At 71.9% G+C, this 13,790-nt stretch carries 9 protein-coding genes; 3 read left to right on the top strand and 6 right to left on the bottom strand.

Annotated elements, in window-relative coordinates; all coding sequences use genetic code 11:
• The first annotated feature begins 88 nt into the window (after positions 1-88).
• Positions 89-1,447, top strand: coding sequence for a dipeptidase (locus IG62_RS0106150; protein ID WP_030798458.1), 1,359 nt, complete (start codon positions 89-91; stop codon positions 1,445-1,447).
• Positions 1,448-1,875: 428 nt separating this feature from the next.
• Here IG62_RS0106150 and IG62_RS0106145 read toward each other — a convergent pair whose 3' ends face one another.
• The 4 genes from IG62_RS0106145 to IG62_RS0106130 all read right to left on the bottom strand — a co-directional run bounded on the left by IG62_RS0106145 (position 1,876) and on the right by IG62_RS0106130 (position 6,295).
• Positions 1,876-2,907, bottom strand: a complete 1,032-nt coding sequence (locus IG62_RS0106145; protein WP_030798457.1) for an NUDIX hydrolase — start codon at positions 2,905-2,907, stop codon at positions 1,876-1,878.
• 267 nt (positions 2,908-3,174) lie between these two features.
• The gene (locus IG62_RS0106140) at positions 3,175-4,074 is read right to left on the bottom strand and encodes a carbohydrate ABC transporter permease (protein ID WP_030798456.1); all 900 of its coding nucleotides are present in this window, start codon (positions 4,072-4,074) and stop codon (positions 3,175-3,177) included.
• A complete protein-coding gene (locus tag IG62_RS0106135; protein ID WP_030798455.1) occupies positions 4,071-4,982 on the bottom strand; it encodes a carbohydrate ABC transporter permease in 912 nt (303 codons plus the stop codon). Before IG62_RS0106135 ends, IG62_RS0106140 begins: the two co-directional genes overlap by 4 nt.
• Before the next feature lie 56 nt (positions 4,983-5,038).
• Complete coding sequence (locus IG62_RS0106130; protein WP_030798454.1) at positions 5,039-6,295, bottom strand: ABC transporter substrate-binding protein; 1,257 nt, start codon at positions 6,293-6,295, stop codon at positions 5,039-5,041.
• Between the two features lie 269 nt (positions 6,296-6,564).
• On the opposite strand from IG62_RS0106130, the gene IG62_RS0106125 reads away from it, so the two are divergent.
• On the top strand, positions 6,565-8,625 hold the full coding sequence (locus IG62_RS0106125; protein ID WP_199812424.1) for an NPCBM/NEW2 domain-containing protein: 2,061 nt from the start codon (positions 6,565-6,567) through the stop codon (positions 8,623-8,625).
• Between the two features lie 95 nt (positions 8,626-8,720).
• On the opposite strand, the gene IG62_RS0106120 is transcribed toward IG62_RS0106125, so the two are convergent.
• Together IG62_RS0106120 and IG62_RS0106115 are read right to left on the bottom strand one after the other, a co-directional pair.
• Entirely contained in the window at positions 8,721-10,868 is a 2,148-nt protein-coding gene (locus tag IG62_RS0106120) for a protein kinase domain-containing protein (RefSeq protein WP_420711050.1), read from the bottom strand.
• A 137-nt stretch (positions 10,869-11,005) separates the two neighbouring features.
• Positions 11,006-11,962, bottom strand: a complete 957-nt coding sequence (locus IG62_RS0106115) for an ROK family protein (RefSeq protein ID WP_030798451.1) — start codon at positions 11,960-11,962, stop codon at positions 11,006-11,008.
• Positions 11,963-12,105: 143 nt separating this feature from the next.
• On the opposite strand from IG62_RS0106115, the gene IG62_RS0106110 reads away from it, so the two are divergent.
• Complete coding sequence (locus IG62_RS0106110; protein ID WP_030798449.1) at positions 12,106-13,146, top strand: LacI family DNA-binding transcriptional regulator; 1,041 nt, start codon at positions 12,106-12,108, stop codon at positions 13,144-13,146.
• Positions 13,147-13,790: the final 644 nt, after the last annotated feature.

Genomic DNA, 13,790 nt, shown 5'->3' with positions numbered 1-13,790 from the left:
TACGGGAAGCCGTGCCCTGCGTCCGGCCCGGCCGGCTCACGAGGCCGGGCGGCCGGTCCCCCACACGCCGCGCCCACAAGGAGCGTTCATGTCCGCCAGCCCGCTCGCGCAGACCGTCGCCGCGCTGCAGCCCCGTGCCAGGACCGAACTGGCGGAGCTCGTGGCCTTCAAGTCGGTGGCCGATCCGGCCCAGTTCCCCCCGAGCGAGTGCGAGGCGGCCGCCGAGTGGATCGCCGCGGCGCTGCGGGCGGACGGTTTCCAGGACGTGGCGCTGCTCGACACCCCGGACGGCACCCAATCCGTCTACGGCTACCTGCCCGGCCCCGAGGGCGCGAAGACCGTCCTGCTCTACGCCCACTACGACGTGCAGCCGCCGCTGGACGAGGCCGCCTGGGTCTCGCCGCCGTTCGAGCTGACCGAACGGGACGGCCGCTGGTACGGCCGCGGCGCCGCGGACTGCAAGGGCGGGCTGATCATGCATCTGACGGCGCTGCGCGCGCTGAAGGAGCACGGCGGGGTCCCGGTCAACGTCAAGGTGATCGTGGAGGGTTCCGAGGAGCAGGGCACCGGCGGGCTGGAGCGGTACGCCGAGGCGCACCCGGAGCTGCTGGCCGCGGACGCCGTCGTCATCGGTGACACGGGGAACTTCCGGGTCGGGCTGCCGACGGTGACCGCGACGCTGCGCGGGATGACCCTGGTGCGCGTCCAGGTCGACACCCTGGAGGGCAATCTGCACTCCGGCCAGTTCGGCGGTGCGGCCCCGGACGCGCTGGCGGCGCTGATCCGGATCCTGGACTCGCTGCGCGCCGAGGACGGTTCGACGACGGTGAACGGGCTGACCGGCGACGCGACGTGGGAGGGCCTGCAGTATCCGGAGGAGGAGTTCCGCCGGGACGCCAAGGTCCTGGACGGCGTCGAACTGATCGGCAACGGGTCGGTCGCGGACCGGATCTGGGCCCGCCCGGCCGTCACGGTGCTGGGCATCGACTGCCCGCCGGTGGTCGGCGCCACCCCGTCCGTGCAGGCCGGGGCGCGGGCCCTGGTGAGCCTGCGGGTCCCGCCGGGCACGGACGCGGCGGCGGCCACGGAGCTGCTGGCGGCGCATCTGGAGAAGGCCGCGCCGTGGGGCGCACGGGTGGCGGTGGAGCAGGTCGGCCAGGGGCAGCCGTTCCGCGCGGACACCAGCAGCCCGGCGTACGCCTCGATGGCGGCGGCGCTGCGGGAGGCCTACGACGGCGCGGAGATGCAAACGTCGGGTATGGGTGGCTCCATCCCGCTGTGCAACACCCTGGCCGGTCTCTACCCCGACGCGGAGATCCTCCTCATCGGGCTGAGCGAGCCGGAGGCGCAGATCCACGCGGTGAACGAAAGCGTGTCGCCGGAGGAACTGGAGCGGCTCTCCTTGGCGGAGGCGCTGTTCCTCCGGCGGTACGCGGCGCTTGGCTGAGCCTCCCACGTAGCTGGCTGTCCCGCCGCGGGGGTTGCTCGCCGTTGCGCGCTTTGCGGCGCCGCGCACGTAGGTGACTGTCCCCCCGCGGTGCTTGCTCGCCGTTGCGCTTTGCGGCGCCCCCACGTACCTGGCCGTCCCGCCGCGGGGCTTGTTCGCCGTTGCGCCTGCGGCGGGCGTGGTGTTTTTGGGCGCGGTGACAGCCCTACAGACTTCGTCCTCCGGTCTGTCCCCTCCCGTTGGTGGGGGGTTTGAGGCCGGTGGGGGTGGGCGTCGTCATGCTGGGTGTACGTCGGGTCATGGGTGGCGGGAATACCTCTCCCGCTCGTTGAGTTGAGGCCCTGCAAGGGGCGCTCGTAACCCTTACGGGATCTGTTCGACCCGCCCCTACGGGATCCCAGCAGCAACCGCGCCGCCGCAGCTCCGGATCAAACGGGAACGCCCGCCTCCAAGTGGAGCGGGCACCCCTGTTCTCGGGCGCGCAGGGCCCAGCGGAGGCGGTTCCAGCGGACCGGGGGCAGCATCGTCTCCGCCTCGGCCTCGGTGACGAAGCGCCATGCGCGCAGTTCCGCGCCGGGCAGCAGCAGTTTGCTGATCCGGTCGTCGCTCAGCGTGCCGCCGTCGTAGAGCAGCCGCAGGCCGCCGTAGCCGGGCGGGCGGGGCGCCTCCCAGTCGAGCACCAACAGGCGTGGCGCGCACGGGAGTTCGATGCCGAGTTCCTCGGCGACCTCCCGGACGCCGGCGCGGGTGGGGGCCTCGCCGCGTTCCACGATGCCGCCGGGGAATTCCCAGCCCGCCTTGTAGGTGGGGTCGACCAGCAGCACCCGGTCCTGGTCGTCGAAGAGCAGGACGCCGGCGGCGAGGGTCTCGGCGGTCGGTTCGGGGGTCTGCACGATGTCGCAGGCGCCGGCGCCGGTGCGGAGCGCCTCGGCGACGCGTTCGGCGGTCTGCCGGGGCGTCAGGCGGGTGGTGTCGACGACATGGGCGTCGGTCGTCAGCCAGGGCAGCGCATCGGCGTACGGGCCGAGGTGCGCCAGGCACCAGCGGCGTACGGACGCATTGACGGCGTCGTCTCCGGGCGTTTCCTCCCGGTGCGCTATCCGCGCGCGCAGGATCGTTTCCTCCGCATGGAGGAGAACGTGCCGGACGGGTATCCGGCGGGCGGCGAGGGCCCCGAAGATCTCATCGCGGTATTCCTGCCGCAGCAGCGTCATGGGGGTGACCAGCGGGCCGGGGACCTCGGTGAGCAGCGCCGCCGCGGTGTCGACCACCATGCGCCGCCAGGACGGCAGGTCCTGGTAGTCGTCGACCTCCTCGAAGCGCTTGGCCGGCAGCATCAGCCGCAGCCCGTTGCCGAGGAGTTCGGGGTCGTAGAGCGTGCTTCCGGGAAGCAGGTCGAGCAGTTCATGAGCCGCAGTGGTCTTGCCCGCACCGAACGTGCCGTTCAGCCAGACGATCACGGTTTCCCCTCTTCCCTAGACCCAGGTGAGTTGCCCGCAACACCCTGCCACGGAAACGCTCGGGGTCACGGGCCGCGCGCACGGCCGGGAACGCTGCCTGTTCGACCGCCGGTCCGGCCGGGGAGGCCCCGGCAAACAAGCGCTCCCCAGCCCCTCCAGCACCGAAACCCTCACCCGCACACCCGGTGCGCGTACCTGCGCGGAACCGCCGGAATCCGCATATGACGGGGGCGCATCGTGCCCGGCTCCGGCGGCGCGCACGGCGTGTCAGCCCTTGCCCGCCCCGAGGGTCAGGCCGGCGATGAAATGCCGTTGCAGGAGGAGGAAGACCAGGACGGTGGGGAGGGCGACGAGGACGGAGCCCGCGGCGAGCAGGTTGTAGTCCGTGAAGAACTGGCCGCGCAGGTTATTGAGGGCGGAGGTGACCGGCAGTTTGTCGCCGTCCGAAAGGAAGACCAGGCCCCACAGGAAGTCGTTGTACATCCAGGTGAATTGCAGGGTGCCGAGTGCGGCGAGCGCGGGCCGGCACAGCGGGAGGGTGACACGCCGGTACTGCGTCCAGACGCCGGCGCCGTCGACGATCGCGGCTTCGAGGATTTCCCGTGGCAGGGTGCGCATGAAGTTCGCCAGGACGAAGACGCAGAATCCGAGCTGGAAGGCGATCTGCACGGCGATGACGGCCCAGAGGGAGTCGTAGAGCGTCATCGAATCGGACATCCAGTACGGCAGCGGGATCTTGTTGAAGAGTACGTAGAGCGGGGTGACGAGCACTTGCTGGGGCAGCAGGTTCCCGGCGGTGAAAACCATCAGCAGGGCGGTACCGCCGCGGATCCGGAGCCGGGAGACGGCGAACGCCACGAACGAGGCGAGGAAGAGGGTGAGCAGGACTCCGGGGACGGCGATGACGAGTGAGTTCAGGAAATACTTGCTCATTCCGGAGTCGACGAATGCCTGGCGGTAATAAGCGAAGGAAAGATGGCGCGGGAGGGAGAAATAGCCGTATTGCGCGGTCTCTTCGTAGGGCCGCAGGGAGGCGTAGACGGCCAGCAGCAGCGGGGTGAGGAAGGCCAGCGAAACGGCGGTGAGGAAGAGGTGCACGCCGAACCGGCCGCGGCGGGCCGGTCCGGTACGCGTCGGCACCGGAAGCGGGGCGGTCGATACGGTCATCGCTGGTGCTCCCCTCGGAGTTCCTGGACGAGATAGGTCACGATGAATCCGAGCGACACGAGGAGCAGGACGACGGCGATGGCGGAGCCGAAGCCGATCCGGCCGGCCTCCCCGATGATGTTGTCGGTGACGAGTACGGACAGCAGTTCCAGGCCGTTGCGGCCCTTGTTGACGGCGTAGACGATGTCGAACGCGCGCAGCGATTCGATGACGGTGATGACGCCGACGATGACGTTCACCGGCCGCAGGGTGGGCAGTACGACCCGGAAGAATGCCTGCCGTTCGTTCGCGCCGTCGATGGCGGCGGCCTCTTTGAGGTGGGGGTCGACGGATTTCAGGCCGGCGAGATAGAGAATCATGACGTATCCGGTGTGCCGCCAGCAGGCCGCCAGCAGCACCATCCAGATGTTGAGGCCGGGGTCTCCCAGCCAGTCGGTGGGATTCTTCCCGCCGAGTACGGCGTTGAGCGCGCCCTGGTCCCGGGAGAGGATCAGCTGGGCGATGAAGCCGACGACGGCGAGCGACAGCACCACCGGCATGTAGAGGGTGGACTGGTAGAAGCGGCTGAAGCGGACGCCGCGGTCGATGAGGACGGCGAGCAGCAGCCCGAAGGGGGCGGCGAGCAGGCCGAGGAATGCCAGCCACAGCAGATTGTGGCGGACCGCGGGCCAGAACGGCGGATAGTCGGTGAACAGGTTCCGGTAGTTTTGCAGCCCGGCCCATTTGAGGTCGCCGATACCGTCCCAGGTGGTGAAGGACAGTCCGACGGAGGCCAGCGTCGGGCCCCAGATCAGGGCGAGATCGAGCAGGATCGGCAGGCCCAGTAGGGCGCCGAGGACGACGAGGTCGCGGCGGGTGTGCCGCCGCGGCCACGGTCTTCCGGCGCGCCGGGCACTGGTTTTCACCACGGCGGTTCGCTCCCCGTCATTTCTCGCGGTAGGTCGCTCACGTCGATGACCCGGGCTCATCCGGTGGCGAAGATCTGCTTCTTCTGGCGTTCGATGTCGTTGACCAGGCCGTCGATGTCATCCGGATTGTTGAGGAACTGCTGGATCGCCTGGATCATCACGGTCGAGGCAAAATCGGGCCGGGTGTCGCGGTCCATGAACTGCGAGATCTGCTTGGCGCCGGCGACGAGGTGCACGGCCTTCTTCTGCAGTGCGGTGTACGCGGTGGTATCCGCGCCGCTGTTGACCGCGATGTTGTTGGGGTCGTACGTGAGGTAGGTGTTCTCCGCCTCCGGGGTGGCGAGGAACTTCAGCAGGTCTCTGGCGCCGTCCGGGTCCTTGGCCTTGCGCGACATCAGGAATCCGTCGATCGGTGCCTCGACCGCGTCCTGGCCGTGCGCCGGGTCGATTTCCGGAAAGGGGAAGAAATCCAGGTCCGGGCGGTCGGCGGCGCTGAACTGCTGCCCGGGGTGGGGAAGTCCGAGGACGGTCATGCCGGCCTTCTTCTGCGCGAGCGTCTGTGCGGCCTCCTGCCAGGTGCGGCCGTTGGCGCCTTTCTGGTGGTAGGGCATGAGCCCGCGCCAGAGGTCGAAGACCTGCTTGACCTGGGGGCTGTTCCAGGATTTCTGGCCGTCCATCAGCGCGAGGTGGAAGTCGTAGCCGTTCGCGCGCATGTTGAGGTAGTCGAAGGTGCCCATCGCCGGCCAGCCGTCCTTGTCGCCGAAGGCGAACGGCACCAGCCCGTCCTTCTGCATCTTCTTGGCGAGCGCCCGGTACTCGTCGAAGGTCCGGGGTATCTCGTAACCCCTTTCCCGGAAAATGCTCTTACGGTGGAAGACGGCCCAGGGATAGTAGTAGTACGGCACGAGATACTGCTTGCCGTCCCGTCCCGTCGACTGCTTCTTCAGCGCGTCGGTGAATCCGTCGAAGTGCCGCCACAGATCGCTGATGTCAAAGAGCAGACCCTTCTGCGCGAAGTACTGCATGCGGTTCCCGGCGAACCACATGAAGACGTCGTCCGGGCTCCCCTGGAGATACCGGTTGATGTTCTCCTGGAAGTTCTCGTGATTGACGGTGTTGATCTTCACCGTCTTCTTGGACTTCTTCTCGTACGCCGCGAAGGCCGCGGCGAAGGCCTTCTTCGGTACGGCGTCCGAGGCGTTGGAGCCCATCGTGATTCCGCTGGGGCCGCTGTCGCAGGCGGTGAGCAGGGCCGGCAGGGCCACCGCCCCGGCGCCGAGCGCGGCGCCCCTCAGCAGCGTCCGGCGGGACATCCGACGTCCTGCCACTTCCCCGTACGCATCCGAACCGCTGAACGGTGACTGGGCCATGGCCCCCTCCTCAGGGGTGGAACCAAACAGAAACGAACGCGAGTGATGGGATCTCACTCTGAACTGCTGGGTGCGTCAAGGGTTTTGGCAGGCAGAGCATCAACCGTTACCGCTCCTCTTCCAACAGACTCCAACAAGCTCTACCGTAAGCACTCGCCAGTGGCAGGTACCCGACCTCACCCCACCTCTCGCGAAGACGGAGGACGCGAACCATGCGCGTTCCTATCCGCTCCATCCGCCGGACGGGTCACCGACGAATCGTCGGAGCGCTGTCCCTCGCCCTGCTCTGTGCGGCGGGCGCGACCGCGCCGCCCGCCGCGGCCCGTACCCCGGGCAACCCCGGCGCGGCACCGGCCGCCCCCGCGCACCCCGCGCCGCGGCTCCCCGACGGGCTCGCCAAGACGCCCCCGATGGGCTTCAACAACTGGAACTCCACGCACTGCCGCGCCGAGTTCACCGAGGACATGGTCAAGGGCATCGCCGACCTCTTCCTCGCCAAGGGACTCAAGGACGCGGGATATCAGTACGTCAATCTCGACGATTGCTGGGCGCTGCCCACGCGCGACACCAACGGCAAGCTCGTACCGGACCCCCGCCGATTCCCGCACGGCATCAAGGCGGTCGCCGACTATGTCCACTCCAAGGGCCTGAAGTTCGGCATCTATACCAGCGCCGGCACCAAGACCTGCAATTCCGCCGGATTCCCCGGCGGCCTCGGTCACGAGAAGTCCGACGCCCAGCAGTTCGCCGACTGGGGTGTGGACTACCTCAAGTACGACAACTGCAATAACCAGGGCGTGGACGCCCAGCAGCGGTACCGCGCGATGCGGGACGCGCTGCGGGCCACCGGACGGCCCATCGTCTACAGCATCTGCGAATGGGGCGAGAACAAGCCCTGGGAGTGGGCGTCGGACGTAGGACATCTGTGGCGCACGACCGGCGACATCAGTGACTCCTGGTCGAGCATGCTGGCGATCGCCCGGCAGAACCTGCCGCTGGCGCCGTACGCCGGCCCGGGACACTGGAACGACCCGGACATGCTGGAGGTCGGCAACGGCGGGATGACGGACACCGAGTACCGCAGCCACTTCTCCCTCTGGTCGATGATGGCCGCGCCGCTGCTGATCGGCTCCGATCTGCGCAAGGCCGGCCCGGAGACGTTCGAGATCCTGGCCAACAAGGACGTCATCGCGCTCGACCAGGACGCCCTGGGCAAGCAGGCCACCGTGCTGGCGTCCGAGTCCGGCCGCTGGACCCTGGTCAAGCAACTCGCGGGCGGCGAGCGGGCGGTGGCGCTCTTCAACGAGACCGACCGGCCGCAGCGGATCGCCACCACCGCCCGGGCCCTCGGCCTCCCCCAGGCCGCCGGCTACCGGCTGCGTGACCTGTGGCAGCACCGCGACACCCACACCACGGGTGCCATCGCCGCCACCGTCCCCGCGCACGGCACCACCGTCTACCGGGTCGCCGCCGACAAGGACTGGGCGACCTATCCGCCGGCCGTCGAGACCGGCACCGACCGCGCGCCCCTGGTCGAGGCCGGAGCGTCCACGGACATCCGCTCCACCGTCCGCAACCTGGGCGGCACCCCCGCCCGGAACCTCACGGTGACGCTCAAGGCCCCGCAGGGCTGGCACGCCACGGCCGTCTCCCCCGCCACCGTCCGAGCGCTGCCCGGCGGCCGGGCCCTCACCACCACCTGGCGGATCGCCGCACCGGCCGGCGCCGCCCCCGGCGCGTACGACCTGCCGCTGACCGCCGACTACCGCTCACCGCGCGGCGAACGGGTCACCACCACCCTGCCCGGCACCGCCCACCTCGTGGTGCCGCCGCCCGCCGGGACCGCGTACGCCGCCGAACTGCCCTGGCTGACCGCCGCCAACGGCTGGGGCCCGGTCGAGAGGAACACCAGTGTCGGGGAGAGCGCGGCCGGGGACGGCGGCCCGCTCCGGATCGGCGGCACCGGCTTCACCAAGGGCCTGGGCGTCCATGCGGCCAGCGACGTCACCTTCTACACCGGCCGGAGGTGCTCCGCGTTCAGCGCCCGGGTCGGGATCGACGACGAGGTCGGTGACCGGGGTTCGGCCGGCTTCGAGGTCTGGGCGGACGGCGAACGGGTCGCCGCGAGCGGGACGGTGACCGGCACCGACGCCGCCCGGACGCTGTCCGCCGCGGTCGCCGGGGCCGAGACCGTCCGCCTCGTCGTCACCGACGGCGGGGACGGCATCGACTACGACCACGCCGACTGGGCGGACGCCAAGTTCAGCTGCTGATAGGTCAGTTGAGTGCCGGACCGGCGCTCACGGCGGGCGGGTTCCCGGGCTCCGCCACCGGGCCCCGCCCGCCCTCCGCGCTGCGCGAACGGCCGTCAGCAGACCGGCAGCCCGGGGACGGGCTGGTCGTTCGCCCCGCCCTTGAGGTAGACGACGCTGATGTAGACCCCCGCGTTGCCGCTGTCGTCGTCCGTCTTGGCCCACCAGACGTTCGTCCACTTCCCGTAGGTCTCACGGCGGCCCAGGTTCGCCTGGCAGTAGAAGTAGTTGGTGCCCATGTTCACCGTGCCGACCTGCTGGAACGACGCGGTGTAGGAACTCGCGGTGCGCCAGACGTCGCAGTTGGTCCTGCCGCCGCCGATGGACACACAGGACGTCGGCGCCGGGGTCGGGTCGCCGCTGCCTGCGGTGCCACCGCTCCCGGAGTCATCGCCGTGCGTCCCGCCCGAGCCGCTGCCGCCACCGCTGCCGTCCTGGCCGCCGGCCGCTCCGCCGCTCCCGTCACCGCCCGAACTCCCGCCCGTTCCGCCGGGCTTGGTGTCCTTGCCCTTGGACGTCGCACCGTCCGTGGGCCGGCCCGACGCGGACGCCGACGCGCCCGCCCCGCCGTCCGCCCCCGCGTCCTGCGTCTTCCCCCGGTCCTTGCCCTGGGCGTCGTCCTTGCCGGTGGCCGTGCCCGGTGCGCCCGGCCCGCTGGGCGTCGAGGCCGGATCCGGCGACTGCCGGCCGTGGTCCGCGACCGCATCGCTCGGACCGCCGCCGACCAGCGCGTACGTCACCCCGCCACCGGCGGCGAGCACGGCCAGCACCGCCGCCACGGCCAGCGCCACCCGACGGCGGCGCCGCGCGGGCAGCCGCTCGGTGTCCCGCTCGCCGGGGTTCGCCGGGTGCGGGTGGGTGCCCGTGCCACCCACGGACGGACCGGCCACCACAGCGGGCGGGCCGGCGGCCGCACCGTGGGTCGGGTAGGAAAAGCCGGGCTGCTGGGCGGCGGCCGGGGACGGAGCCGGGGTGTGGGGTCGGGGGTGCGCCTGGGTGGGGCCCGGGACCTGGGACGGGGAGTGGTGGTGCCCCTGGGGCTGCGGCGGCAGTGGGAGTTCCTGGGGCGGGACCGGCGGGGTGAGCGGCCGCAGATCGGTCGCGGTGGGCAGATGCGGTGCGCCGGGCGCCGGGGCGGGCGCGGGGTCCCGTCCCTCGGCCACCGCCCGCAGCATGCTCCGGGCCTCCGCGGCGGACGGCCGGTCGGCCGGGTTCTTGGCCATCAGCGCGTGCAGCACGGGCGTCAGCGGGCCGGCCCGGCGCGGTTCGGGCAGCGCCTCGGTCACGATCGCGGTGAGCGTGGACCACACCGACGTACGGCGGAACGGCGCGCCGCCGCCCTCGACCGCCGCGTACAGCGTCATGCCCAGCGACCAGATGTCGCAGGCCGGGGTGGGGTCCTGGCCCTGCGCCCGCTCCGGGGGCAAGTAGTCGAGGGAGCCGACGAGTTCGCCGCTGCGGGTGAGGTTCGTGGTCGCGCCGTCGCCCGGGGCCTCGATGCTGGCGATGCCGAAGTCGGTGAGCACCACCCGGCCGGTGCGGTCGAGCAGCACATTCCCCGGCTTCACATCGCGGTGCAGCACGCCGACCTGGTGGGCGGCGTCCAACGCGTCCATCACCTGGGCGCCGATCCGGGCGATCTCCCGCGGGTCGAGCGGGCCGCGCTCCGCCAGGGCGTCGTCCAGCGACGGGCCGTCCACCAGCTCCATGACGATGACCGGCCGGCCGCCCTCGTCGATGACGTCGTGGACCGTGACCACACCGGAATGCCGGATCCGGGCCGCGGCGCGCGCCTCGCGCTGCATACGGGTGCGCAGATCGGCGAGCTCCGGTGCGGAGGCGTCCGTATAGGCGCGCAGCACCTTGACCGCGACCTCGCGGCCCAGCACCTCGTCCACGGCCCGGCAGACCACTCCCATACCGCCGCGGCCGATCCGGTCCGTGACGCGGTAGCGGCCGCCGAGCAGCCGTCCGGTCAGATCGTCGTCGGTGCCGCGCCGGGGACCGCTCGCCTCGGCGGCGCGGGGCGCACCCGGCGCGCCGCCGGCCGGGCTGTCCGGTGCCGCACCGGCCGGTCCGTCACCCGTGCCCTGCGGCGGGGCTCCGCCTGGCTCCCCGGGGACGTTCGCCCCCTCCGTGCCCTGTGCCCCGCCCGCCCCCGGTACCTCGTCCGGCCCGCGCTGCTCACGCTCCCCCGATGTCACCGTCGCCAATTCCCCTCGGTACCCAGGTCCGTTCCGTACGCCGGGCACCTCACGCGTGCCGGCGCACGGCCGCCGGCACGTCGTCGTCCGGCGCGGTCGGCACCAGACTAAGGGGCGCGCGGGGGCCTGTGGTGGCGTCAGGGTGCGGCGGCGAAGGCATCGAGACGGGACTGTTGCGCGGCGGCAGCGGCGGCGCCCACCACCCCGGCGTCGGTGCCCATTTGGGCAGGTACGACGGTCAGGCCGGCGACGAACGACAGCGTCGCGTACTCCCGCAGGGCCGAGCGTAGCGGGGTGAACAGGATGTCTCCGGCGCCCGCGACTCCCCCGCCGATGACCGCGATGTCGATCTCTACGAGCGTGGCGGTGGCGGCGATCCCGGCGGCCAGCGCCTGCGCGGCTCGCTCGAAGGAGCGTAGGGCGACCTCGTCACCCGCCCGTGCGGACGCGGCGACGGCGGCTGCGCTGGTGTCCCCGTCGGGGCCCGGACGCCAGCCGTTGGCCAGGGCACGGCGGGCGATGTTCGGGCCGCTGGCGATGCGCTCGACACAGCCCCGGCCGCCGCAGGGGCAGGGGTCGCCGTCGAGGTCGACGCTGATGTGGCCGATGTGGCCGGCGTTGCCCGTGGGGCCGGGGTGCAGCTGCCCGTTGAGGACCAGGCCGCCGCCGACTCCCGTGGAGACCACCATGCACAGCGCGTTGGCGTGACCGCGCGCGGCGCCCTGCCAGTGTTCGGCCGCGGTCATCGCGACGCCGTCGCCGACCAGCACGACCGGACGGCCGCCGACGAGCGCCCGTACGCCGGCGACGAGCGGGAAGTCGCGCCAGCCGGGGATGTTGACCGGGCTGACCGTGCCGGCCCGGGCGTTCACCGGGCCGGCGCTGCCGATGCCGACCGTCGCCACCCGGCCCCAGTCAGGGGCCGCGGACAGCTCGCCGACCACCTCGGCCACCGCACGCATCACCGTCGCCCCGTCCTGGTCGGCCGGGGTGGGCCGGGCGGCCCGTACGAGCAGTCTGCCGCGGGCGTCCACCAGAGCGCCGGCGATCTTCGTGCCGCCAATGTCCAGCGCTGCGCTGAGGTCCGTCTGCATCGGTGTGGAATCTCCTGGTGGGCCCGGGGGCCGGGGCTGCCGGCCCGGCGTTGAGAACGCCAGTCTTCCCTCGTTTGACAACGTTGTCTAGAGGCTATGCTCGACGCCACACCCAGGCGCCGAGAGAAACAGGACCGCAGACCGTGACCGACACCGCGCGGGGCACGTCCCGCCGCTATGGCACCCGTCCCACGATGAAGGATGTCGCGGCGCGCGCCGGGGTCGGCCTCAAGACGGTCTCCCGCGTGGTCAACGGCGAGGCGGGGGTCACCCCGGACACCGAACGCCGCGTCCAGGAAGCCATCACGGCCCTGGGATTCCGCCGCAACGACTCGGCGCGGATCCTGCGCAAGGGCCGCACGGCCAGCATCGGACTCGTCCTGGAGGACCTCGCCGACCCCTTCTACGGCCCGCTCAGCCGCGCCGTGGAAGAGGTCGCCCGCAGTCACGGCGCGCTGCTGATCAACGGCTCCAGCGCCGAGGACCCGGCGCGCGAACAGGAGTTGGTGCTGGCGCTGTGCGCCCGGCGGGTGGACGGGCTGGTCATCATCCCGGCCGGGGACGACCACCGCTATCTGGAGCCGGAGATCACGGCGGGGATAGCGACCGTGTTCGTCGACCGCCCGGCGGGCCGGATCGACGCGGATGCGGTGCTCTGCGACAACTTCGGCGGCGCACGGGACGCGGTGGCCCACCTCATCGCGCACGGCCACCGCCGGATCGGCTTCATCGGCGACCAGCCGCGGATCCACACCGCGCGGGAGCGGCTGCGCGGCTATCGCAGCGCAATGGCCGCCGCGGGGCTGCCCGTTGACGACTCCTGGGTGTCGCTGGGCTCCACCGCGCCCGAGCGGGTACGCTCCGCCGCCGCGGCCATGCTGGACGCGCCGGAGCCGGTCACCGCGCTCTTCGCGGGCAACAACCGCGTCACCGTCACCGCCGTGCGGGTCCTCGGCGCAGCGCCGCGGCCGGTCGCGCTCGTCGGCTTCGACGACTTCGAACTCGCCGATCTCGTACGGCCGGCGGTCACGGTCGTCGCCCAGGACCCGGCCCTGATGGGCCGCACGGCCGCCGGGCTGCTCTTCCGCCGCCTCGACGGCATCACCGAACCGCCGCACCGCACGGAGATCCCGACCCGCCTGATCCCCCGCGGCTCCGGCGAAATCCCCCCGATGGAAGGCTGATCGCCCGCCCCGGCCGAAACGCACCGGCTCCTTGAGGCCGGCGCCTGACTGCCTCGCGGGGCCGGCACACGGCCACACGGTGGGGTCGAGGCACGGCCACCCCGTGGGGTCGAGGCACGGCTGCCCCGTGGGGTCGAGGCTTGACCGCTCCACGGGGTCGGCGCCGGCTCGCCACGTACGGCGGCCGACCGCCCCTCGTCCTCGCCTCATCAGCTCTCCCCCCTCCCGCCGCACTCGTGCCCTGCCCACGGCTCGTACCGCTACGTCGTCCCGGCCGTTTCCCAACGCACCGTCATGCTCGCACGAGCCACTGACAATGCCGGGGCGGTGGACGGGTTTTGGGGCTACGAGCAGGAGCAACGACAGGGACGCAGGAGCAGCAAGTGGGCCGGACGAGCGGCGAAGCGACTGGACGAACGTGAGGCGGCCGAACGAGGGCGAGGCAGCTCAACGAGGCGAGGCAGCTCAACGAGCGGCGGCGGACTCGGGGCCCGGCAGGCGGCGGGCTCGGGGCCCAGGCAGGCGGCGGGCTCGGAAGCCCGGGCAGGCGGCGGGCTCAAGGCCGATAAGCGGCGCTCCGCGGCCTCCCCCGCCCCCTCCCCCTCTCCCCCTTCGGGGGAGGGGGCGGGGGGTGGGTTCGGGGG

It is taken from the genome of Streptomyces sp. NRRL S-337, from assembly GCF_000720175.1.
Classification (GTDB): Bacteria; Actinomycetota; Actinomycetes; order Streptomycetales; family Streptomycetaceae; genus Streptomyces; species Streptomyces siderophoricus.
The sequence above is the reverse complement of the archived record's forward strand: the minus strand, read 5'-3'. Positions and strand labels throughout refer to the sequence as shown.

Bases quoted from the DNA above. Each gene is read 5' to 3' on its own strand.
- IG62_RS0106150 (WP_030798458.1), top strand. From the start codon at position 89: ATGTCCGCCAGCCCGCTCGCGCAGACCGTCGCCGCGCTGCAGCCCCGT.
- IG62_RS0106140 (WP_030798456.1), bottom strand. From the start codon at position 4,074: ATGACCGTATCGACCGCCCCGCTTCCGGTGCCGACGCGTACCGGACCG.
- IG62_RS0106130 (WP_030798454.1), bottom strand. From the start codon at position 6,295: ATGTCCCGCCGGACGCTGCTGAGGGGCGCCGCGCTCGGCGCCGGGGCG.
- IG62_RS0106125 (WP_199812424.1), top strand. From the start codon at position 6,565: ATGCGCGTTCCTATCCGCTCCATCCGCCGGACGGGTCACCGACGAATC.
- IG62_RS0106115 (WP_030798451.1), bottom strand. From the start codon at position 11,962: ATGCAGACGGACCTCAGCGCAGCGCTGGACATTGGCGGCACGAAGATC.